Raw genomic sequence first — 20,598 nt, forward strand, 5'->3', positions numbered from 1 at the left:
GTGATACTGTTGTTTCACCGACGCGGGGTGGAGCAGCTCGGTAGCTCGCTGGGCTCATAACCCAGAGGTCGCAGGTTCAAATCCTGTCCCCGCTACTGAAGACGAAGGCCCGGATCCATGGGATCCGGGCCTTCGTCATGTCCGGACGGGACACGCGGTAGCTGGGGCGGGTGAGTTGGGGCAGGAGCGTGTTTGACTTACCTCACTGTGGGCATGTCGACAAAACGCTGTAGTGACCTCACTGACTGCGACATACCAGGTGTACGCGGGTAGCAGGTGATGCGACGATGGGATTTATGGGGGACAGGTCAACTCTGCTGGAGACAGGGCGGTTTGTGAGGGCGCAGGCCGAAGCGGGCGAAGAAGCCAACGAGTCGGCACCGGTGGCCGACACGCAGTCCGCGCTGACCGATGCAGATTTCGCGCAGGAGATGTTCGCCGAGACCGACGCGGCGAGCGACGCCGAGCTGGAAGCCCGGCACCGGGTGGCCGCCGACAAGGGCGACCCCGGTGCCATGAGCGTGCTCGGCGCGCTGCTGCTGCGCCGCGGGGACCTGGACGGCGCCGAGCCGTACCTGCGCGGGGCCACCGGCGAGGGGGACCGCGCCGCCGCCAACAACCTGGGCGTCCTGCTGCTCCAGCGTGGCTACCCCGACGAGGCCGCCGGCTGGTGGCGGGTCGCCGCCGTGGCCGGATCCGCGCCCGCCGCGCATGCCCTGGGCCGTCACTTCCGCGAGCGCGGCGACGAGCCGGCCGCCGAGTACTGGCTGCGCCAGGCGGCCGAATCCGGCCATGCGCTGGGCGCGTACGGGCTGGCCGACCTGCTGGAGCACCGCGGCGACAAGGGTGTGGAGCGGTGGTTCCGCGCCGCCGCCGAACAGGGCCACCGCGAGGCCGCCTACCGGCTGGCGCGGCACCTGCGCAAGGGCGACCCCGCCGAGGCCGAGCAGTGGTACCGGCAGGCCGCCGCGCGCGGGCACCGGCGCGCGGCGCTGCACCTCGGCGCCCTGCTGGAGGCGCGCGGGGAGCTCAAGGAGGCCGGGCGCTGGTACCTGACCTCGGCCAAGCAGGGCGAGGCACGGGCCGCGTGCGCGCTCGGCTTCCTGCTGCGCGACGCCGGCGACGAGGACAGCGCGGCGGCCTGGTGGCACCGCGCCGCGCAGGACGGCGACGGCAACGCCGCGAACGCCCTGGGCGCGCTGCACGCGGCGCGCGGCGAGACCCAGACCGCCGAGCGCTGGTACCGCACCGCCATGGACGCGGGCGATCAAAACGGGGCGTACAACCTTGCTCTGCTGTGCGCGGCACAGGACCGGACCGCGCAGGCCGAGCAGTGGTACCGGCGCGCCGCCTACGCCGGACACCGCGAGGCGGCCAACGCGCTGGCCATCATGCTGCTCCAGGTCGGCGACGCGGCGGGCGCCGAGCCGTGGTTCTCGAAGGCCGCGGAGGCGGGCAGTGTCGACGCCGCGTTCAACCTCGGGATCCTCTTTGCCAGCCGGGACGAGGACCGCACGGCGCTGAAGTGGTACGAGCGGGCCGCCTCGGCCGGCCACACCGACGCGGCGCTCCAGGTCGGGATCGCCCTGGTGCGCGACGGCGAGGAGCGGGCCGCCGAGCGGCACCTGCGGTGCGCGGCGGGCGGCGGCAGCGCGGAGGCGGCGTTCCGCCTGGCCGCGCTGCTGGAGTCGCTGGCCCCGCCGCCGGAGCCGCCGGCGCTGGGCGAGCCGGTCGGCAGCGCCCCGCGCACCGAGAGTGAGGAGTGGTACGAGCGGGCCGCCGAGCTGGGGCACCGCCGGGCCCAGGTGCGCGTCGGCATGCTGGCCGCGGCCCGCGGCGACATGGAGGCGGCCGCCCGCTGGTACCGGGAGGCGGCCGAGGCCGGGTCCCGCAACGGAGCGTTCAACCTGGGGCTGCTGCTGGCCCGCGAGGGGAGCGAGCCGGAGGCCGCCCTGTGGTGGACCCGCGCGGCGGTGGCCGGCCACGGCCGCGCCGCCCTGCGCCTCGGCCTGCTGGCGGCCCGCCACGGTGACCTCGCGGAGGGCCAGAAGTGGTGCGCCCGCGCCATGGAGCTGGGACCGGCGGAGGTCTCCGAGCGTGCGGCCCGGCTGCGGGAGGCGCTGGCGGAGGAACTCTCGGCGTGACCGGTGAACCGGCGGGCGGTCCCACCCGCCGGTCCCGGTCCCGCCTGTCGGCCCCGGTTCCGATCCCACCCGCCGGCCCCGGTCCCACCGTCGGCCCCGGTTAACCGATTTGCATCCGCCGGGGGCCTTCACGTAACGTTGGGTTCACCGACGCGGGGTGGAGCAGCTCGGTAGCTCGCTGGGCTCATAACCCAGAGGTCGCAGGTTCAAATCCTGTCCCCGCTACTGAAGCCTCAGGGCCCGGATCCACTGGATCCGGGCCCTGAGGCGTTTCCGGGGTCGTTTTCACCGGCGAAGCGCCCCAGAGAGAGAAGAGGCCCGGCTCCCCAGGGGGGCCGGGCCGTCGTGCGTCCGGGGTCAGGCGCCCGCGCAGTTCGGGCAGACGCCGCGGTAGGTGACCTCGGCCGCCGACACGACGAAGCCGAAGCGCTCGGAGTCGGGCAGGTCCGCCAGCGGGTTTCCGGCCGGGTGGACGTCGCGGATGGCGCCGCACCGGGCGCACACCAGGTGCTGGTGGGGCCGGTGGGCGTTCGGGTCGTACCGCTTGGCGCGCCGGTCCGTGGCGACTTCCAGGACCTCGCCGAGGGAGACGAGCTCGCCCAGCGTGTTATAGACGGTGGCGCGCGAGATCTCGGGCAGCTTCGCCACGGCACGCGCGTGCACCTCGTCGGCCGTCAGGTGCACGTGGTCACCGTCGAGCACCTCGGCCACGACGCGCCGCTGTGCCGTCATGCGCCAGCCGCGTCCGCGAAGTCGTTCCAGCAGGTCACTCATGGACATCAGCCTAACAGCGAGGGGATTCGGTGTAACTCCCGAACCGGTGTGGACTTGGATGCTTGCTTGACTTGGACAAAGTCCATTGTAGGATCGAGTACGGCGAACGCCAAGGACAGGACACGCAGCAATGACGCAGGAGGCGCACGTGACGCAGGGACCGCTCACCACGGAGGCCGGGGCGCCGGTGGCCGACAACCAGAACAGCGAGACGGCCGGCGTCGGCGGTCCCGTTCTGGTCCAGGACCAGCTCCTGCTGGAAAAGCTCGCCCACTTCAACCGTGAGCGCATCCCGGAGCGCGTGGTGCACGCCCGCGGCGCCGGTGCGTACGGCACCTTCACGCTGACCCGCGACGTCTCGCAGTGGACGCGCGCCAAGTTCCTCTCCGAGGTCGGCAAGCAGACCGAGACCTTCCTGCGGTTCTCCACCGTCGCGGGCAACCTGGGCAGCGCCGACGCGGTGCGCGACCCCCGCGGCTGGGCGCTGAAGTTCTACACCGAGGAGGGCAACTACGACCTCGTCGGCAACAACACCCCGGTGTTCTTCATCAAGGACGCCATCAAGTTCCCCGACTTCATCCACACCCAGAAGCGCGACCCGTACACGGGCTCGCAGGAGGCGGACAACGTCTGGGACTTCTGGGGGCTGTCGCCCGAGTCCACCCACCAGGTGACCTGGCTGTTCGGCGACCGCGGCATCCCGGCGTCCTACCGCCACATGAACGGCTACGGCTCGCACACGTTCCAGTGGAACAACGAGGCCGGAGAGGTCTTCTGGGTCAAGTACCACTTCAAGACCGACCAGGGCATCAAGAACCTCACCCAGGCCGAGGCCAACGCTCTCGCCGGTGAGGACCCCGACAGCCACCAGCGCGACCTGCGCGAGGCCATCGAGCGCGGGGACTTCCCGACCTGGACCGTGCAGGTCCAGATCATGCCGGCGGCCGACGCGGCGACCTACCGCTTCAACCCGTTCGACCTCACCAAGGTGTGGCCGCACGCGGACTACCCGCCGATCGAGATCGGCAAGCTGGAGCTCAACCGCAACCCGGAGAACGTCTTCGCCGAGGTCGAGCAGTCCATCTTCTCCCCGGCGCACTTCGTTCCCGGCATCGGTCCGTCCCCGGACAAGATGCTCCAGGGCCGTCTTTTCGGCTACGGTGACGCCCACCGCTACCGCGTCGGCATCAACGCCGACCACCTGCCGGTCAACCGTCCGCACGCCACCGAGGCCCGCACCAACTCCCGTGACGGGTACCTCTACGACGGCCGTCACAAGGGTGCGAAGAACTACGAGCCGAACAGCTTCGGCGGCCCGCACGAGACCGGCCGTCCGCTGTGGCAGCCGGTCCCGGTCACCGGCGGCACGGGCAACCACGCCGCCCCCGTGCACAGCGAGGACGACGACTTCGTCCAGGCGGGCAATCTCTACCGCCTGTACTCCGAGGACGAGAAGACCCGTCTGATCGAGAACCTCTCCGGCTTCATCGCCAAGGTCTCCCGCGACGACATCGTCGAGCGCGCGATCGACAACTTCCGCCGGGCGGACGGGGACTTCGGCAAGCGGCTGGACGCCGCGGTCCAGGCCCTCCGCGGCTGACGGACACCGCCTGCCGGGGCGGGACGCCGGGCCGCGGTCCTCTTCGAAAGGGCCGCGGCCCGGCGCCGTTTCACGCGGACACCGTGCGCCGCGCCGGAACCCAGCAGCGTATGACGTCGCGCACGGACACGATGCCCACCGGTCCGCCGTCCTCCAGGACGATCAGGTGCCGGAAACCGCCGTGGGCCATCGCCTCCGCGGCCTCCTGCAGGGTGGCGTCCGGGGTGCAGAAGACGACGTTGTTGGTGGTGTGCGCGGCCACCGACTCCCGGTCGGGGTCGTGGCCCGCGCCGATCGAGTTGAGGATGTCGCGCTCGGTCAGGATGCCGATTCCGCTGTGGTCGGGGTCGTGGACGACGGCCGCGCCGACGCGCCGGCCGGACATCAGGCAGGCCGCCTGCCGGAGGGTGTGTGCGGGTCCGAGGGTGAGGATCACGGTGCTCATTGCGTCACGGACGAGCATGAAGAGAGCCACCTCCTGGGGGTGAGCCCCCGCGCCGGGGTGGGTGCGACCGGTGGAACGTCTCAAGAGAAACGTTTCACAAGCGCACAAGCGTGGGGATTGTCAGATTCCCACGGACCGGGAGGGCCAGCAAGGAGGCGTGCGAAAGGAGCGCGCCCGGCGCCCGGGCGCGTCAGGCGCGCGGGCGGAGCAGACCGAGCATCTCCTCGTGGAGCAGTCCGTTCGACGCCGCGGCGTTCCCGCCGTGCACGCCGTCGGCGCCGTCGAGGCTGGTGAAGCGGCCGCCCGCCTCCTGCACCACCACCGCGACGGCGGCCATGTCCCACAGGTTCAGCTCCGGCTCGGCGCACAGATCCAGGGAGCCCTCCGCGACCATCATGTACGGCCAGAAGTCGCCGTAGCCGCGGGTGCGCCAGCACGCCCGCGTCAGGTCCAGGAAGCCGGGCAGTCGCCCCTGCTCCTCCCAGCCGCTCAGCGAGGAGTACGCGAACGAGGCGTCGCCCAGCACGCCCACCCGGGACACGCCGATCGGGGTGGGCTCGCCGAGCGCGCCGCCCGAGTACGCGCCGGAGCCCTGCGCCGCCCACCAGCGGCGGCCCAGCGCGGGTGCGGACACCACGCCGACCACGGGGCGGAACTCCCCGTCCTCGCCCTCCGCCATCAGGGAGATCAGGGTCGCCCAGACGGGGACCCCGCGCACGTAGTTCTTCGTACCGTCGATCGGGTCCACGACCCAGCGGCGCGGGCCGCTGCCCTTGAGCCCGTACTCCTCGCCCAGGATGGCGTCATCGGGCCGGGCCGCGGTGATGCCCGCCCGGACGACCTCCTCCGCGGCCTTGTCCGCCTCGCTCACCGGGGTCATGTCCGGCTTCGTCTCGACCTTCAGGTCCAGGGCGCGGAACCGCTCCATCGTGGCGACGTCCGCCGCGTCGGCGAGTTCGAGGGCGAGGCGCAGGTCATCGTCATATTCGGGCATGCCCGAACAGTAGCGAGACTCCGGGACCCCGGCCAACGACGTCCACAGCTCGGCCGGGAGGGCCCTCTTGACAGCGGGCGCGCCCTTGACAGGGCCTGTCGCCCCGTCAACTCTGGCCGGAGAGCCGAGCGGGGAGGTGCGGATGCCGGCAGCGCGGGAGTCCTTGCTGGACGCGGCGGGGGCGGCGCTCGCTGCGCGCCCCTGGCCGGACGTGAGAATGGTCGACGTGGCCGCCGCGGCCGGGGTGTCGCGGCAGACCCTCTACAACGAGTTCGGCGGCAAGGCGGGGCTGGGGCGCGCCCTGGTGCGGCGCGAGGCCGACCGGTACCTGGACGGGGTGGACCGGGCCCTGTCCGCCCCGCTGCGGGCCCCCGAACGGCTCGTCGCGGTCGCCGAGTGGACCGTACGGGCGGCCCGCGCGCAGCCCCTCGTACGGGCCCTGCTCACCGGCAGCTGGGGGCCGGGCCTGCCCGCCGCGAGCCGGAGCGAACCGGGGCCCGGCGACCTCGCCCGGGCCGTGCGCGACCGGGCCGCCGCCGCGCTCACGCCGGGGGAGGGCCCGCAGCGGTGCGAGCTGGCGGTGCGGCTCGCCCTCTCCTACGTGATCGCCCCGGGGGAGGAGCCGGGCGCGGGGGAGCTGCTCGGCCTGCTCAGTGCGCCGAACCGGACAGCTGGAGCCCGACGACCCCCAGGATGACCAGCGTGATCGAGACGAGTTTGAGGGTGGAGACCACGTCGCCCAGGAAGATCATGCCGTAGATCGCCGTGCCGGCCGCGCCGATGCCCGTCCAGACCGCGTACGCCGGACCCACGTCCAGCTTCTTGAGGGCCAGGGTCAGCAGGCCGAAGCTGCCGAGCGCGAAGCACGCGAAGGCGATCGTCGGCCAGAGCCGGGTGAATCCGTGGGAGAGCTTGAGGCAGACCGCGAAACCCGTCTCCAGGAGTCCGGCGACGACGACCAGCAGCCACGCCATGGCGAATGCCTCCCCGCGTCATGTGACATCGCGTCACTTGGTGCGATTATGCACTTTTCCCGACAGGTCCCCGGACAAACACGGCACGGCCGCCGGGTCGGTCAGTCGCCCTCGCGCCGCTCCCGCGTCTCCAGCAGCCGCCGCAGCGAATACAGCCGCGCCGGATCCGCGTGGCCGTCCTGCACCCACTGGTCGAGCGCGCAGTCCTGCTCGTCATGACTGCAGGCGCGCGGGCACTCCTCCGTACCGGGGACCAGGTCCGGGAAGGCCAGGATCACCCGGGACGGGTCCACGTGGTGCAGACCGAAGGAACGCACACCGGGGGTGTCGATGACCCAGCCGTCGCCCGAGGGCAGCGGCAGCGCCAGCGCGGAGGTGGTCGTGTGCCGGCCGCGGCCGGTGACCGCGTTCACGTGCCCGGTGGCGCGCTGGCGGCCCTCGGCGACCAGCGAGTTGACCAGGGTGGTCTTCCCGACGCCGGAGTGGCCGACGAAGGCGGTGATCCGGCCGGTCAGCCGCTCGCGGACCCGCTCGGCCGCGTCACCGGCGGCCAGCTCCTCGCGGTTGGTGACCACGTAGTTCAGGCCCAGCGTCGCGTAGATCTCCAGGATCTTGTCCGCGGAGGTCAGGTCGGACTTGGTGAGCACCAGCAGCGGCTCCAGCCCGGCGTCGTACGCCGCCACCAGACAGCGGTCGATCATCCGGGGCCGCGGCTCCGGATCGGCCAGGGCCGTGACGATCGCCAGCTGGTCGGCGTTGGCGACGACCACCCGCTCGTACGGGTCGTCGTCGTCCGCGGTGCGCCGCAGGACGGACTTGCGCTCCTCGATCCGCACGATCCGCGCCAGGGTGTCCTTCCTTCCGGACAGGTCACCGACGATCCAGACCCGGTCGCCGACGACCGCGGCCTTGCGGCCCAGCTCCCGGGACTTCATCGCGGTGATCGTGCGGCCGTCGACCAGGCAGGTCAGCCGGCCTCGGTCGACGGTCAGGACGAAGCCCTCGGAGGCGTCCTCGTGCTTGGGCCGGATGTTCGTCCGGGGCCGGTTGCCCTTGGGGTTCGGGCGCTGGCGGATGTCGTCCTCGTCGGTGTGCTTGCCGTACCTGCGCATGACGTGCCCTACGCTCCCGCACCCGCTCCGGGTCCCGCGTCCCCGGCCAGCATGTCCGTCCACATCTTCGGGAAGTCTGGCAGGGTCTTCGCGGTCGTGGCGACGTTCTCGATCTGCACGCCCTCCACGGCGAGGCCGATCACCGCGCCGGCGGTGGCCATCCGGTGGTCCTCGTACGTGTGGAACACCCCGCCGTGCATGCGGCGCGGCCGGATCCGCAGGCCGTCCTCGGTCTCGGTGACGTCACCGCCGAGCGCGTTGATCTCCTTGGTCAGCGCGGCCAGCCGGTCCGTCTCGTGCAGCCGCAGGTGGGCGACGCCCCGCAGCACCGACTCGGAGTCGGCCAGGGCCGCCACCGCCGCGATGCCCGGGGTGAGCTCGCCGACCTCGCTCAGGTCCACGTCGATGCCGTGGATCTTCCCGCTGCCGGTGAAGACCAGGCCCGCGTCGGTCAGTTCGCAGGAGCCGCCCATCTCCGTGAAGATCCGGCGCAGCGCGTCACCGGGCTGCGTGGTGCGGCGCGGCCAGTCGGGAACGGTGACCGTGCCGCCCGTGATCAGGGCCGCGGCCAGGAAGGGCTGCGCGTTGGACAGGTCCGGCTCCACGACCATGTCGCGGCCGAGCAGGGCGCCCGGGGCGACCCGCCACACGTCCTTCTCGCCGCCGGCCTCGGGGGTGTCCACCTGGGCGCCCGCGGCGCGCAGCATCTCCACGGTCATCCGGATGTGCGGCATCGACGGCAGGTTGCCGCCCACGTGCCGGACCTCGACGCCCTGGTTGAACCGCGGGGCGGAGAGCAGCAGCGCGGAGACGAACTGGGAGGAGTTGCTGGCGTCGATCTCCACCGTGCCGCCCTCCAGCGCCCCGCCGCCCTGGACGGTCATGGGCAGCGCGCCGCGGCCGTCGTCGTCGATCCGGGCGCCGAGCGTGCGCAGGGCGGTGATGACCTGGCCGAGCGGACGCTCGTAGGAACGCGGGTCGCCGTCGAAGCGGATGTCGCCGTCGGCGAGGGTGGCGACGGGCGGCAGGAAACGCATGACCGTGCCCGCGTTGCCGACGTCCACCGTCGTCGGTCCGTGCAGGGCCGCCGGGATGATCCGCCAGGCCTCGCCGCTCGCGCCGGCGCCCGCAGAGCTGGAGGAGACGGTCTCCTCGATACCCACGCCCATCGCGCGCAGCGCGTCCGACATCAGCTGGGAGTCGCGCGAGCGCAGCGGGCGGCGCACCCAGCCCGGCTCGGAGGCGAGGGCGGCGAGCACGAGGGCACGGTTGGTGACCGATTTGGACCCCGGCACCGTGACAGTGGCGTGGACGGTCCCATCGGCGAGCGGAGCGGGCCAGAGGGCAGGGGCGGGGGTCTGGGTCATGGCCCCCACTTTAGTGGCTTCCTCCGGGCCCGGATCTTGATCGCCGTCCGGTCTCAGAGGGTGGTCACAGGCCGAGCAGCCAGCGGCCGCCGCCGACCAGCGAGCACAGCGCGACGACGTGGAAGAAGAGCAGCCACACCACGGGGTGCAGGTGGGTGAGACGCCCCAGCTGGTCGGCGTCGGAATCGGGCGCCCCGCCGCCCCGCCGCTTGGCGCCCAGCTCGAAGACCGGCCGGACCCCGCCGAGCAGCAGGAACCACACGACGAGGTAGGCGAAGCCCGCCTGCACCTCGGCCGGGGTCAGCCACGACACCAGCAGGAAGGTTCCGCCGGTCAGCACCACCGTCAGCGCCCCGTACGCGTTCCGGATCATCACCAGCATCACCAGGAGCAGGGCCGTGGCCGCCCACAGGAGCAGCGTGATGCGGTGCGCGGACAGCAGGGCCGCCCCGCCCAGACCGAGCAGCGAGGGCGCGGTGTACCCGCCGGCCGCGGTCAGGATCATCCCCAGCCCCGTCGGCTTGCCCCGGCTGACGGTGACGCCGCTGGTGTCGGAGTGCAGGCGTATCCCGCTCAGCCGACGGCCGGTGAGCAGAGCCAGCAGGCCGTGCCCACCCTCGTGCGCGATGGTGATGGCGTTGCGCGAGAGCCGCCACAGCGGGCGGGGGCCCACGGCGGCCAGCGCGACCAGCCCGGTCGCGATCACCAGCCACTGGTCCGGGGCCGTCTGCATGCCCGTGAGCCGGTCCCACAGGCCGGCGGTCGTGCTGCTGTCCATGAGGTGGCGGACTCCTTGCGGTGAGGTGCGGTGGACATGGCAGTGTGGCAGCCATGTGCGGACGGTATGCAGCGAGTCGTGGACCGCAGGACCTCGTGGAGGCCTTCGGCATCGAGCGGTGGGAGCCGGAGGAGGCCCTGGCCCCCGACTTCAACGTGGCGCCGACGAAGGAGGTCCACGTCGTCCTCGACCGTCCTCTGAAGGACGCTTCGCACCCGCGTCCGGTTCGCCAGCTGCGCGTTCTGAAATGGGGACTCGTGCCCTCCTGGGCCAAGAACCCCGACGGCGCCGCCCGCATGATCAACGCCCGGTCGGAGACCCTGCACGAGAAGCCGTCCTTCCGCCGCGCGTTCGCGCAGCGCCGCTGCATCGTCCCCGCCGACGGGTACTACGAGTGGGTCACCGCCCACGACGAGCGGCAGCTGGAGGTGGAGGGGAAGAAGAAGCGGGCCCGCAAGCAGCCCTACTTCGTGCTCCCCTCCGACGGCTCGCTCTTCGCCATGGCCGGCATATACGAGTTCTGGCGCGACCGGACCCTGCCCGACGAGCACCCCCTCGCCTGGTGGGTGACCTGCTCGGTGATCACCACCGAGGCGGAGACCGGCCCGCTGGGGGTGGCCCCCGCCGAGGGACCGCGCTCGCTGTCCGAGATCCACCCCCGGATGCCGCTGATGCTCACCCCCGACCGCTGGGACGCCTGGCTGGACCCCGCGAACACCGACACCGAGGGCGCCCTGCGGGAACTGCTCGCGCCGCCGCCCGGCGGACTGATGCGCGCCTACCCGGTGTCCACCGCCGTGAGCAACGTGCGCAACAACGGTCCGGAGCTGCTGACGGAGCTGGCCGCGCCGGAGGAGGGCACTCTTTTTTGAGGCGCGTCCCGACCGGCTTCCCAGGCGTGTCCCGACCGGCCCGCACGGCACGATGGGGGCATGACCACGCGTACCGAGAGCGTCGACACCCCGGCGGGCGAGGCCCGCATCACCTGGCACACCGCCCCGAAGGCCCGGCTCGTGCTCGCCGTGAGCCACGGCGCGGGCGGCGGCATCGAGGCCCGCGACCTCCAGGCGCTGGCCGCCGCCCTGCCCGCCCGCGGGATCACGGTGGCGCTCGTCGAACAGCCCTGGCGGGTCGCCGGGAAGAAGGTCGCCGCCGCGCCCAAGGTGCTGGACGAGGGCTGGCGCGGGCTGTGGCCGGCGCTCACGGGGCCCGGGCTGCCGGTGGTCGCGGGCGGACGCAGCGCCGGCGCCCGCGTGGCCTGCCGCACCGCCGGAGAACTGGGCGCCGCCGGGGTCCTCGCCCTGGCCTTCCCGCTGCACCCGCCGGGCCGGCCCGAGAAGTCCCGCGCCGCGGAACTCACCGGGGCCGGCCGGCCCGCCCTCGTGGTCCAGGGCGGCCGGGACCCCTTCGGCCGCCCCGAGGAGTTCCCGGAGCCGGCCGGGGAGCACCCGTACGAGCTCGTGGAGGTGGCCCACGGCGACCACGGCTTCGCGGTGCCGAAGAAGGCCGCCACCACCCAGGAGGAGGCCCTGCGGACGATCACCGAGGCGGTCGGGGAGTGGCTCGCACGGCTCCCCGGGTGACCCGGGCCGCACCGCCCGCCGCCGGCCCCGGAAAGGCCGGAAACCCGTGGTGTTCCCGGGAATGCGCCGCCCCGTCTCTCTGTTGTCCCACATGTCGGTACACACGGAACGTCGGAGGAGAGGGAGCGCATGACCCAGGTCATCAGCCAGAACCGTCCGCAGGCCGCTGACCTGGACTGGACGGTGCTGCCCGCCCCCAAGCGCAGCTCGCTCCGGGCGGCGGGGGGCCGGGAAGGTCGACTATTCTCCGATTCGAGCGGATCCGCTTTCGGAGCCGCCACGCAGTCGGAGGAGGTGGGTCCTGTCGCTGGGACCGACGAAGGCCACGCGGAGGAGACGACCCCGGAGCGCAACGCGCGCTTCGAACGGGACGCCCTCGGCTACCTCGACCAGATGTACTCGGCCGCGCTGCGCATGACGCGCAACCCGGCCGACGCCGAGGACCTGGTCCAGGAGACGTACGCGAAGGCATACGCGTCCTTCCACCAGTTCCGCGAAGGCACCAACCTGAAGGCGTGGCTGTACCGCATCCTCACCAACACCTTCATCAACTCCTACCGCAAGAAGCAGCGCGAGCCCCAGCGCAGCGCCGCGGAGGAGATCGAGGACTGGCAGCTGGCGCGCGCCGAGTCGCACATGTCGACCGGACTGCGCTCGGCCGAGTCGCAGGCGCTCGACCATCTGCCCGACTCGGACGTGAAGGAAGCCCTGCAGGCCATTCCGGAAGAGTTCCGCATCGCGGTCTATCTTGCCGACGTAGAGGGCTTTGCGTACAAGGAGATCGCGGACATCATGGGTACACCCATCGGAACGGTCATGTCGCGACTGCACCGTGGCCGCCGTCAGCTCCGCGGAATGCTGGAGGACTACGCCCGCGAGCGCGGGCTGGTTCCCGCGGGTGCTGGAGAGGCGAACGACCGGAAAGGCACGGGCTCATGAGTTGCGGAGAGCCGCACGAGACAGAGTGCTCTGAGGTCCTGGACCACCTGTACGAGTTCCTCGACCATGAGATGCCCGACAGCGACTGCACGAAGTTCGAGACCCACTTCGGCGAGTGCAATCCCTGTCTGGAGAAGTACGGCCTGGAACAGGCCGTGAAGAAGCTGGTCAAGCGCTGCTGCGGGTCGGACGACGTGCCGTCCGACCTGCGGTCGAAGGTGATGGACCGGATCGAGCTGATCCGGTCGGGGCAGGCCGTCCCCGACCATGACGTCACCGCCGACAACCCCGCGTCCGGCTGACCGCTGCGAAATCGGTCGAACTGCTGAACGCCCGCCCCCGGAAGATCAGTTCATTCACCCGAATGTGCTAATCCGGGGGCGTCCGCATGGCGCAATACGAAAATGTGGCCCACCCCGCTCGGGGCCCCACCTATTCTCCCCAATCGGTACCGGTCCGATCCGGTGCCCGGCTTGCACGGCCCAGGGGAGGAGAGTGCCATGCGGGGTCTTCCGCCGGCCGCCCGCGGATTCGTCCTCTGCGCCGTACTGGCGGCACTCGCCTGCACCGCCCCGGCCCTCACTGATTCCGTTACGCCCTGGCCGGCCGTGACCCTGCTCGCCGTGCTCCACCCCGGCTGCGAACTCGTCCGGCACGGCCCGCTGCCGGGCCGCCGGGCCCCCCAGGGCATCGGCTCCTTCTTCCCCGTGGTGCTCGCCGCCGTCTTCCTGCTGCCGCCCGCCGCCGCCGCGCTCGTGGCGCTGCCCGGAGGGCTCGCCGCCACCGTGGCCCAGCGGCCCGCCGGGGTGCGCCGGGTGTGGCACGGGGCCCAGCAGTCCCTGGGCGCCTGGGCGGCCGGGCAGGTGTTCGGGCTGCTCGGCGGCCCGGCCGCCCTCGGCCGGGTCCCCGCCGCCGGGTCCGCGCCCCCCGCGTGGCCCGCCGACCTCCTCGGCGCGATGCTCCCCGCGACGGCGGCGGCCGCCGTCTTCTGCCTGGTGATCACCGCCCTCGACGGGGGCATCCTGGCCGCCGCCGAACGCAGGCCCGCCGCCACCGCCTGGCACGGCCTGGTCCCCCTCGCCCTCGCCGCGCACTGCGTCCACGGCCTCGCCGGACTGATGATGGCCGTCATGTGGCGCAGCCCGTACGGGGTCCCGGCCGCGCTGCTCGTCCTGCTCCCGATGTACGTCTCCTGCTGGGTCTTCGCCCAGTACCACCGCGAGCACGCCGCCCACCAGGCCACCATCCGGGCCCTCGTCCAGGCCGTCGACATCAAGGACCGCTACACGCGCGGCCACAGCGAACGGGTCGGCCAGGCCTCCATGATGATCGCCCGCGAGCTGGGGATGGCCGAGGACCGGCTGGAAGTGGTCCGTTTCGCCGGCATCCTGCACGACGTCGGCAAGATCGGCGTCCCCACCCGGCTGCTGCGCAAGGACGGGCCGCTCACCCCGCAGGAGCGCCGGATCATCGAACTGCACCCCGAGTACGGGCACGAGATGGTGCGCGGCATCGGCTTCCTGGGGGAGGCCAGGTCCGCGATCCTGCACCACCACGAACGCGTCGACGGCACCGGCTATCCGTACGGGCTGACCGGTGAGCAGATCCCGGTACTGGCCCGGGTGGTGGCGGTGGCCGACGCCTTCGACGCCATGACCTCCACCCGCTCGTACAGCCGGGCCCGGCCGGTGGCCACCGCCCTCGCCGAGCTGGAGCGGTGCGCGGGAGCACAGTTCGATCCGGCGATGGTACGGGCCCTGACGGACGCCGTCGGCCGGCACGGCTGGCATCCGGTGGTCACCTCGGACGACGACCTCCAGGTGATCGGCGACCCCGCTCCCGCCGGGGTACCCGGCCCCGGGGTGCGGGGGCCGGCGGCCCGGAACGGCCGGGCTCCGGCCGCGCCCGCTCCGGCCGCGCCCGCTCCGGCCGTCGGCCGGGGCGGCGGCCTCGGCCCCCGGGGTCCGCTCACCGCCCGGCCGGCGGCGCGGACGGCGCTGCGCGCCCTGCCCGCGCAGGACGCCGCGCCTCCCGGCGCCGACGGCTCCGGCAGCCAGGCCCCGCCCTCGGGCGAACGACCCGGCCGCGACGCGGACGGTGCCGGGGCGGGCGCATGAGGGCCGCGGGCGCGTGGGCGGTACGCGGGGCCGCGGCCGTGCTCGCCGCCGTCGGCCTCGCCCACACCCTGTGGAACGGCCTGACCGAGCCCGGCGTCGCCCTGGCCTTCGGCGCCCTGGTCGCCGTCGGCGAGCTCGCCCGCAGGGACCGGCCGGGTGCGCCCGACCATCTGGGCGCGCCGCTCGGCGCGGCCGGCGCCCTCGCCTACGCCCTGCTCGGCCGGAACGCGGGCCTGCCGACCCACCACGGGGTGCTGGAGACCGTCGCCGTCGTCGCCGCGGCCGCCCTCGCCGGGATCGTCCCGCACGTCGCCCGTGGCTGCGGCCCCGCCCTCGACCACCTGTCCCGCAGGGTGCTCACCGTCGCCTTCGCCGCCGCCTGCTTCCAGCCGCTCCACCACTCCGGCCGGCTGGAGCAGCGGCTGGGCCAGGGGCCGGACCTCGTCGTCTTCCTGCTGCTCCTGCTGGTCCTCGTCGCCCTGTGCGACGCCGTGCTCGCCGCCGCCCTCGCGGGGGCCCGCACGGGCCGCCCGTACGGGCCGCTGCTGCGCGACGGGCTGCGCGCCCAGCTCGGCATCGGCCCCGCGATCTGTGCCACCGGCGTCGTCATGGCGCTCGGCGCGGCCGCCGCGGGGCTGTGGGCCGTCCCCGTCCTCAGCGTGCCGCTGCTGCTGACCCAGCTGTCCTTCCACCGGATCACCGCGATCCGCACCACCTACCGCCAGACCATCACCTCCCTGGCCCGGGCCACCGAGATCGCCGGCTGCACCCCGCCCGGACACGCCCGCCGGGTGGCGGCCCTGAGCTGCGCCGTCGGCCGGGAGTTGGGCCTGTCGGAGCGGGAGCTCACGGTGCTGGAGTACGCGGCCCTGATGCACGACATCGGCCAGCTCTCCCTGGTCGACCCGGTCCCCGACGGGGCCACCGCCGAGCTGCCCGCGGCCGAGGCCCGCAGGATCGCCGGGCTGGGCGGGGAGGTGGCCCGGCAGACCGGGGTCCCCGCCGAGGTCGCCGTGATCGTGGAGCGGCAGGCGGACCCGTACCGGGAGCAGCCCGCGCTGGCCCGGATCGTGCGCGTGGTCAACGCGTACGACGACCTCGTCGGCGGGAGCCGTCACCCGGGCGGCCCACTGGCAGCCCTGGAACAGCTCCGCCTGGGCACCGGGCACGATTACCAGCCGGAGGTCGTGGAATGCCTGGCGAGGGTTCTGGCCAGGGGCGGACGTGGCAGAGTGGTGCCCGTCCCACCGGGGTAACCCATGGGTAATGAGCGGCCGTCCGAGTGGGCATGGTTGGATGCCAGTAAGAGTGTCCGCAAGGCTGCACCGTAGTCCCCCAGCCACCGCTGGGAGGGTGCCCCCAGGCAGGCGGGAATCGTGAGGATCTTCGGGAAGGTACGGCATCGGCCCTCCGCCTCGTGGCGGCAGGCCACCGACCGCGCGTTCACGCTGATCGGTGACGGGCGGTACGAGGACGCCGGGGCGCTGCTGACCAGAGCCGCGGACCTGGAGCCGTGGCTCTCCGAGTCCTGGTTCAACCTGGCCCTGCTGCACAAGTTCCGGCACGACTGGGAGCAGGCGAGGGCCGCCGGACTGCGCGCCGTGGCCCTGCTGGACCGCGAGACCGGGGCCCCCGACTGGTGGAACGTCGGGATCGCCGCCACCGCGCTCCAGGACTGGCCGCTGGCCCGGCGGGCCTGGCAGGCGTACGGGCTGAAGGTGCCCGGAGACCCCCACGGCGCGAACGGCGGCGGGAACGGTGAGCCGGTCGGCATGGAACTCGGCAGCGCCGCCGTGCGGCTCTCGCCCGAGGGCGAGGCCGAGGTGGTGTGGGGCCGCAGGCTGGACCCGGCGCGGCTGGAGGTCCTGTCGATCCCGCTGCCCTCCTCGGGGCGGCGCTGGGGCGAGGTCGTCCTCCACGACGGCGTCCCGCACGGCGAGCGGGTGACCGCGGCCGGACCCTCCTACCCGGTGTTCGACGAGATCGAGCTCTGGGCGCCGTCCCCGGTGCCGACCTGGGTGGTGCTGCTGGAGGCGGCCACCGAGGCGGACCGTGACGCGCTGGAGCAGCTGGCCTCGGACGCGGGCTTCGCCGCCGAGGACTGGTCCTCGTCGGTGCGGCTGCTGTGCCGGACCTGCTCGGAGAGCGAGATGCCGAGCGACGAGGGCGACGGCGAGCACCTCGATCCGCACGACCACAGCGAGCCGGGCCACCCCGGGCCGCTGGGGCACCGTACGGCGGGCTCCGGTTCCCTGTGGGTGCCCGAGCGCGAATGCGGCATCGCGGCACCGGCCGGACTGGTCCGCGGCCTCCTCGACAGCTGGGTCGCCGACAGCCCCGACAGCCGCGAGTGGCGGGATCTCGAAGAAGTCTGCTGAGCCGGGGCCGTAGGCTGTACGGGCACATCGGTGGCCATCGGCGACCACCGGTGAACGGGACTTACGGAAGGCGTACGGCGGACATGGCGCAGCAGGAGAACCAGGTTGTCGATGGTGGCGAGGTCGTGAACGACGGGTACGTCGTGGACACCGAGGACTGCGCGGCGCGCGAGCTGGCCCATCGGGAGCGCGGCACCGCCCGCCCGATCACGGTCGTCGGCAACCCGGTCCTGCACCGCGAGTGCAAGGACGTCACCGAGTTCGGCGACGAGCTGGCCCGGCTGATCGACGACATGTTCGCCAGCCAGAAGGCGGCCGAGGGCGTCGGCCTGGCCGCGAACCAGATCGGCGTGGACGCCAAGGTCTTCGTCTACGACTGCCCGGACGACGACGGCGTGCGCCACACCGGTGTCGTCGTCAACCCCAGGCTCGTCGAGCTCCCGGCGGGCTCGCGGGTGCTGGACGACTCCAACGAGGGCTGCCTGTCCGTCCCGACGGCGTACGCCTCGCTCGCCCGCCCGGACTACGCCGAGGTCGAGGGCCAGGACGCCCAGGGCAACCCGATCAAGGTCCGCGGCACCGGCTACTTCGCCCGCTGCCTGCAGCACGAGACCGACCACCTGTACGGCTACCTGTACATCGACCGGCTCTCGAAGCGGGACCGCAAGGACGCCCTGCGCCAGATGGCGGAAGGCACCCCGCGCTACGAGACCGTCCCCAACGCCTAGGCGCGCCTCCCGGGGGGATCCGTATGGCCCGTGAAGTCCCTGAGATCCCCGAGCCGACCGTGCGGCGCTTGCTCGGCGGCGGGCCGTTCGCCGAGATCGGGGACCCCGCCGTGGCCGTCGCCGACGACCGCTCGGGGCTGCTCGCGGTCGGCGGCGACGTGGGCTCGGCCCAGTGGACCGGCGGACCCCGGGGCACGGGGTGGTCCGGCCACCGCATCGGCGTGTACGAGCGGGACGGCCTGCGGTGCCGGTACGTGCTGCGTTCCGGCAAGCCCGTGCGGGCGCTCGCCTTCCACCCGGTCCTGCCCCTGCTGGCCGTGGGCACCGGATGCTACGACGGCGGCTACTTCTTCGAGGGTGAGCTGCTGCTCGTCCGCCTGGACACCGGCGACGCCGTGTCCGCCCTGGAGTATGAACGGGAGGTCCTCGACCTCGCGTGGCGCGGCGGGACCGAACTGCGCCTGGTGCTGAGCCCGTCCGAGGACTGGGAGGGCCCGGTGGCGCACGAGCAGGGGCACGTGGCCGTCGTGCACCGCGCGGACTGGTGCGCGGTCGGGCCGGGGGACGTTCTCGGCGAGGAACTGGACGTGCCCGCGGCGCCGTACGACCGCCCGGACCGCGGCCCGGAGGCCCGCCGGCTGCTGACGGAGCTGGCGGGGGCGGCCGGCCGGGGGTGGGCCCTGCGGCGGCGGGTGTGGGCGGTCGAGGGACTGCCGGACGGCCGGGTGCTGGCCGCACTGGACGGGGTCCTCGCCGAGTCGTGGCTGCCCTCGGGGGAACGGCAGTGGGTGGTCGCGGACGAGGAGGGCGGCCGTCAGCTGGTGATGTCCGGCGACGCGGCGTCCGTGTGGGCCAACGCCGAGCGGCTCCGGCGCCACGCTCCGCCCGGCTGGAAGCAGGGCGGGGCCCGGATCGCCCGCATCGAGGTCGACACCGGCCGGGTGCTGGAGACCGTGCGACCCGACGGGTACGCGGTCCTGGTGCCGGGCGGCGGCCGGCGGATGGTCCTGCGGCCGGTGGGGGAGCCGAGCGCGGGACGCGAACGGCTGTCGATGTGCGAGCTGGACGGCGCCGCCGGCGCCGACGTGCGGCAGGGGACCGGGGCCGGGGACTTCGCCCTGTTCAACCACCCGTTCCCGGTGCGCCGTCCGAGCCGGCCCTACGTACTGCTGGGCACCCGTGCGCAGTGGTCGCACCGGGACCTGTGGGTCAGCGCGGTGGACAAGGACGGCACGCCGCGGCCGCTCTTCCCGCACGGCCGGCCGCCGGAGGAGGACCACTTCGGCGGTCCGGCGGTGGAGATCGCGCAATCCCTGGTGTACGCCGGGTCCGTCCACGAGCCGCACGCGCGCAGGCCGGGCAGCTGCTACGTCGTACGGCGCTCCCTGGACGGCGAGGTGCTGTGGGAGCACCGCGGCGACCACCGCGCGACGGCCCTGGACTCGGACGGGACGAACGTCTACGCCGCGGACGTCTCCGGGGCCCTGACGGTCCTGGACGCCGAGACCGGCGAGGTGCGCCTGCGGACCGCCCTCGCCGTCGACGGGGTCCCGACCTGTGCGCTGTCCCTCGCCGTGACGCCGCAGGGGCGGTTGCTGGCCGGGACGTTCGACGGACGCATCGTGGAGTACGGCTGGGACCGCCCGACCGGCACGACGGGCTTCAGGCGGCCTGCGGGCCCCGGAACGTCCGTCTGAAGGAGTTCGGCGTGGTGCCCAGGGTCCGCAGGAAGTGGTGGCGCAGGGCGGCCGCGTTGCCGAAGCCCGAGCGGCCGGCGATCGCGTCGACCGTCTCGTCGGTGGACTCCAGCAACTCCTGCGCCAGCAGGACCCGCTGGCGCAGCACCCACTGGTAGGGGGTGGTGCCGGTCTCCTGCAGGAAGCGGCGGGCGAAGGTGCGCGGCGACATGTGCGCCCGCTCCGCGAGCTGCTCGACGGTGATCTCCTCCGCCAGGTGGCGGCCCATCCACCCGATCACCTCGCCCACCGTGTCGCAGGACGTGCGCGGCAGCGGCCGCTGGATGTACTGCGCCTGCCCGCCGTCCCGGTGCGGCGGTACGACCATCCGCCGCGCGATCGCGTTGGCCACCTCGGCGCCGTGCTCCTGGCGGACCACGTGGAGGCAGGCGTCGATCCCGGAGGCGGTGCCGGCCGAGGTGATCACCGGGCCCTCGTCGACGTAGAGCACGTCCGGGTCGACCAGCGCCCGCGGGAAGCGCCGGGCCAGGGCCGGGGCGTGCATCCAGTGCGTGGTGCAGCGCCGGCCGTCCAGCAGCCCCGCCGCGCCCAGCACATAGGCCCCGCTGCACACGCTGAGCACCCGCGCGCCGCGCTCCGCACCGCGGCGCAGCGCGGCCATGAGCGGCTCCGGGTAGGTGCGTTCCGAGGCGTTGCGGAAGGCGGGCACGCAGATCAGGTCCGCGCTCTCCAGCCGCTCCAGCCCGTGGGCGGGGGCGAAGGCGAAACCCGTTCCGGCCATGGTCAGCGGGCCGTCCTCCGCCGCGCACACGGCGTAGTCGTACACCGGCAGTCCATGGTCGCTGCGGTCGATCCCGAAGACTTCGCAGAAGATTCCGAACTCGAAGGGGGCCACTTCGTCGAGGAGGGCCACGGCCACGTTGGTCAGCATGCACCCAGTGTGGCAGTAATTCGTTCTTTCATGGCAG

20 protein-coding genes and 2 tRNA genes are annotated in these 20,598 nt (G+C 73.3%); 14 read left to right on the plus strand and 8 right to left on the minus strand.

Annotated elements, in window-relative coordinates:
• The first annotated feature begins 21 nt into the window (after positions 1–21).
• The 3 genes from NRK68_RS22640 (at position 22) to NRK68_RS22650 (ending at position 2,369) form a co-directional block, all read left to right on the plus strand.
• Positions 22–95: transfer RNA gene (locus NRK68_RS22640), tRNA-Met, on the plus strand.
• A 192-nt stretch (positions 96–287) separates the two neighbouring features.
• Entirely contained in the window at positions 288–2,144 is a 1,857-nt protein-coding gene (locus tag NRK68_RS22645; RefSeq protein ID WP_183067235.1) for a tetratricopeptide repeat protein, read from the plus strand.
• 151 nt (positions 2,145–2,295) lie between these two features.
• Positions 2,296–2,369: transfer RNA gene (locus NRK68_RS22650), tRNA-Met, on the plus strand.
• A gap of 132 nt (positions 2,370–2,501) precedes the next feature.
• On the opposite strand, the gene NRK68_RS22655 is transcribed toward NRK68_RS22650, so the two are convergent.
• Positions 2,502–2,918 (minus strand): Fur family transcriptional regulator, encoded by a 417-nt coding sequence (locus NRK68_RS22655; RefSeq protein ID WP_183067236.1) that lies wholly within the window; start codon positions 2,916–2,918, stop codon positions 2,502–2,504.
• Positions 2,919–3,048: 130 nt separating this feature from the next.
• On the opposite strand from NRK68_RS22655, the gene NRK68_RS22660 reads away from it, so the two are divergent.
• On the plus strand, positions 3,049–4,518 hold the full coding sequence (locus NRK68_RS22660; protein WP_183067237.1) for a catalase: 1,470 nt from the start codon (positions 3,049–3,051) through the stop codon (positions 4,516–4,518).
• A gap of 70 nt (positions 4,519–4,588) precedes the next feature.
• Here the strand turns inward: NRK68_RS22660 and NRK68_RS22665 are convergent, their stop codons facing one another.
• Together NRK68_RS22665 and hisN are read right to left on the minus strand one after the other, a co-directional pair.
• Positions 4,589–4,981, minus strand: a complete 393-nt coding sequence (locus NRK68_RS22665) for a CBS domain-containing protein (RefSeq protein ID WP_183067238.1) — start codon at positions 4,979–4,981, stop codon at positions 4,589–4,591.
• Positions 4,982–5,153: 172 nt separating this feature from the next.
• The gene (gene hisN / locus NRK68_RS22670) at positions 5,154–5,957 is read right to left on the minus strand and encodes a histidinol-phosphatase (RefSeq protein WP_183067239.1); all 804 of its coding nucleotides are present in this window, start codon (positions 5,955–5,957) and stop codon (positions 5,154–5,156) included.
• A 142-nt stretch (positions 5,958–6,099) separates the two neighbouring features.
• Between hisN and NRK68_RS22675 the strand changes: the two genes are divergently transcribed.
• Positions 6,100–6,654 carry a TetR/AcrR family transcriptional regulator gene (locus NRK68_RS22675; protein ID WP_183067240.1) on the plus strand — a complete coding sequence of 185 codons (555 nt, stop codon included), beginning with the start codon at positions 6,100–6,102 and terminating at the stop codon, positions 6,652–6,654.
• Here the strand turns inward: NRK68_RS22675 and NRK68_RS22680 are convergent.
• The 4 genes from NRK68_RS22680 to NRK68_RS22695 form a co-directional block, all read right to left on the minus strand.
• On the minus strand, positions 6,608–6,931 hold the full coding sequence (locus tag NRK68_RS22680; protein ID WP_183067241.1) for a DMT family transporter: 324 nt from the start codon (positions 6,929–6,931) through the stop codon (positions 6,608–6,610). The two genes, NRK68_RS22675 and NRK68_RS22680, sit on opposite strands and share 47 nt — an antisense overlap.
• A 101-nt stretch (positions 6,932–7,032) precedes the next feature.
• Complete coding sequence (rsgA, locus tag NRK68_RS22685) at positions 7,033–8,043, minus strand: ribosome small subunit-dependent GTPase A (protein ID WP_183067242.1); 1,011 nt, start codon at positions 8,041–8,043, stop codon at positions 7,033–7,035.
• Positions 8,044–8,051: 8 nt separating this feature from the next.
• Positions 8,052–9,410, minus strand: a complete 1,359-nt coding sequence (aroA, locus tag NRK68_RS22690) for a 3-phosphoshikimate 1-carboxyvinyltransferase (RefSeq protein ID WP_183067243.1) — start codon at positions 9,408–9,410, stop codon at positions 8,052–8,054.
• 64 nt (positions 9,411–9,474) lie between these two features.
• On the minus strand, positions 9,475–10,188 hold the full coding sequence (locus tag NRK68_RS22695; RefSeq protein WP_183067244.1) for a M50 family metallopeptidase: 714 nt from the start codon (positions 10,186–10,188) through the stop codon (positions 9,475–9,477).
• Positions 10,189–10,241: 53 nt separating this feature from the next.
• Between NRK68_RS22695 and NRK68_RS22700 the strand changes: the two genes are divergently transcribed.
• The 9 genes from NRK68_RS22700 (at position 10,242) to NRK68_RS22740 (ending at position 19,630) form a co-directional block, all read left to right on the plus strand.
• Positions 10,242–11,060: an SOS response-associated peptidase gene (locus tag NRK68_RS22700; protein WP_183067245.1), complete on the plus strand. Its 819-nt coding sequence runs from the start codon at positions 10,242–10,244 to the stop codon at positions 11,058–11,060.
• Between the two features lie 60 nt (positions 11,061–11,120).
• Positions 11,121–11,771, plus strand: a complete 651-nt coding sequence (locus NRK68_RS22705; protein ID WP_257856557.1) for an alpha/beta hydrolase family protein — start codon at positions 11,121–11,123, stop codon at positions 11,769–11,771.
• 294 nt (positions 11,772–12,065) lie between these two features.
• Positions 12,066–12,710: a sigma-70 family RNA polymerase sigma factor gene (locus NRK68_RS22710; protein ID WP_183067450.1), complete on the plus strand. Its 645-nt coding sequence runs from the start codon at positions 12,066–12,068 to the stop codon at positions 12,708–12,710.
• Positions 12,707–13,012, plus strand: a complete 306-nt coding sequence (gene rsrA / locus NRK68_RS22715; RefSeq protein WP_183067247.1) for a mycothiol system anti-sigma-R factor — start codon at positions 12,707–12,709, stop codon at positions 13,010–13,012. Before NRK68_RS22710 ends, rsrA begins: the two co-directional genes overlap by 4 nt.
• Positions 13,013–13,210: 198 nt before the next feature.
• Positions 13,211–14,827, plus strand: coding sequence for an HD-GYP domain-containing protein (locus tag NRK68_RS22720; RefSeq protein WP_257856558.1), 1,617 nt, complete (start codon positions 13,211–13,213; stop codon positions 14,825–14,827).
• Positions 14,824–16,083 carry an HD-GYP domain-containing protein gene (locus NRK68_RS22725; RefSeq protein ID WP_183067249.1) on the plus strand — a complete coding sequence of 420 codons (1,260 nt, stop codon included), beginning with the start codon at positions 14,824–14,826 and terminating at the stop codon, positions 16,081–16,083. The genes NRK68_RS22720 and NRK68_RS22725 overlap by 4 nt, the downstream gene beginning before the upstream one ends.
• 120 nt (positions 16,084–16,203) lie before the next feature.
• On the plus strand, positions 16,204–17,205 hold the full coding sequence (locus tag NRK68_RS22730; protein WP_183067250.1) for a tetratricopeptide repeat protein: 1,002 nt from the start codon (positions 16,204–16,206) through the stop codon (positions 17,203–17,205).
• Positions 17,206–17,288: 83 nt separating this feature from the next.
• Positions 17,289–17,933: a peptide deformylase gene (gene def, locus NRK68_RS22735; protein WP_183067251.1), complete on the plus strand. Its 645-nt coding sequence runs from the start codon at positions 17,289–17,291 to the stop codon at positions 17,931–17,933.
• A 23-nt stretch (positions 17,934–17,956) separates the two neighbouring features.
• The gene (locus tag NRK68_RS22740) at positions 17,957–19,630 is read left to right on the plus strand and encodes a hypothetical protein (RefSeq protein ID WP_183067252.1); all 1,674 of its coding nucleotides are present in this window, start codon (positions 17,957–17,959) and stop codon (positions 19,628–19,630) included.
• Here the strand turns inward: NRK68_RS22740 and NRK68_RS22745 are convergent.
• Complete coding sequence (locus NRK68_RS22745; protein ID WP_183067253.1) at positions 19,596–20,561, minus strand: helix-turn-helix domain-containing protein; 966 nt, start codon at positions 20,559–20,561, stop codon at positions 19,596–19,598. The genes NRK68_RS22740 and NRK68_RS22745 overlap by 35 nt on opposite strands.
• Positions 20,562–20,598: the final 37 nt, after the last annotated feature.

This window comes from Streptomyces yangpuensis, assembly GCF_024666385.1.
GTDB classification, from domain to species: domain Bacteria; phylum Actinomycetota; class Actinomycetes; order Streptomycetales; family Streptomycetaceae; genus Streptomyces; species Streptomyces yangpuensis.

What these genes read in the sequence shown, in the direction of transcription:
- NRK68_RS22700 (WP_183067245.1), top strand. Translation starts at nt 10,242, where the DNA reads ATGTGCGGACGGTATGCAGCGAGTCGTGGACCGCAGGACCTCGTGGAG.
- rsgA (WP_183067242.1), bottom strand. Translation starts at nt 8,043, where the DNA reads ATGCGCAGGTACGGCAAGCACACCGACGAGGACGACATCCGCCAGCGC.
- def (WP_183067251.1), top strand. Translation starts at nt 17,289, where the DNA reads ATGGCGCAGCAGGAGAACCAGGTTGTCGATGGTGGCGAGGTCGTGAAC.
- NRK68_RS22725 (WP_183067249.1), top strand. Translation starts at nt 14,824, where the DNA reads ATGAGGGCCGCGGGCGCGTGGGCGGTACGCGGGGCCGCGGCCGTGCTC.
- NRK68_RS22720 (WP_257856558.1), top strand. Translation starts at nt 13,211, where the DNA reads ATGCGGGGTCTTCCGCCGGCCGCCCGCGGATTCGTCCTCTGCGCCGTA.
- rsrA (WP_183067247.1), top strand. Translation starts at nt 12,707, where the DNA reads ATGAGTTGCGGAGAGCCGCACGAGACAGAGTGCTCTGAGGTCCTGGAC.
- NRK68_RS22665 (WP_183067238.1), bottom strand. Translation starts at nt 4,981, where the DNA reads ATGCTCGTCCGTGACGCAATGAGCACCGTGATCCTCACCCTCGGACCC.
- NRK68_RS22645 (WP_183067235.1), top strand. Translation starts at nt 288, where the DNA reads ATGGGATTTATGGGGGACAGGTCAACTCTGCTGGAGACAGGGCGGTTT.
- aroA (WP_183067243.1), bottom strand. Translation starts at nt 9,410, where the DNA reads ATGACCCAGACCCCCGCCCCTGCCCTCTGGCCCGCTCCGCTCGCCGAT.
- NRK68_RS22745 (WP_183067253.1), bottom strand. Translation starts at nt 20,561, where the DNA reads ATGCTGACCAACGTGGCCGTGGCCCTCCTCGACGAAGTGGCCCCCTTC.
- NRK68_RS22655 (WP_183067236.1), bottom strand. Translation starts at nt 2,918, where the DNA reads ATGAGTGACCTGCTGGAACGACTTCGCGGACGCGGCTGGCGCATGACG.
- NRK68_RS22660 (WP_183067237.1), top strand. Translation starts at nt 3,049, where the DNA reads ATGACGCAGGAGGCGCACGTGACGCAGGGACCGCTCACCACGGAGGCC.
- NRK68_RS22740 (WP_183067252.1), top strand. Translation starts at nt 17,957, where the DNA reads ATGGCCCGTGAAGTCCCTGAGATCCCCGAGCCGACCGTGCGGCGCTTG.
- NRK68_RS22675 (WP_183067240.1), top strand. Translation starts at nt 6,100, where the DNA reads ATGCCGGCAGCGCGGGAGTCCTTGCTGGACGCGGCGGGGGCGGCGCTC.
- NRK68_RS22695 (WP_183067244.1), bottom strand. Translation starts at nt 10,188, where the DNA reads ATGGACAGCAGCACGACCGCCGGCCTGTGGGACCGGCTCACGGGCATG.
- NRK68_RS22705 (WP_257856557.1), top strand. Translation starts at nt 11,121, where the DNA reads ATGACCACGCGTACCGAGAGCGTCGACACCCCGGCGGGCGAGGCCCGC.
- hisN (WP_183067239.1), bottom strand. Translation starts at nt 5,957, where the DNA reads ATGCCCGAATATGACGATGACCTGCGCCTCGCCCTCGAACTCGCCGAC.
- NRK68_RS22680 (WP_183067241.1), bottom strand. Translation starts at nt 6,931, where the DNA reads ATGGCGTGGCTGCTGGTCGTCGTCGCCGGACTCCTGGAGACGGGTTTC.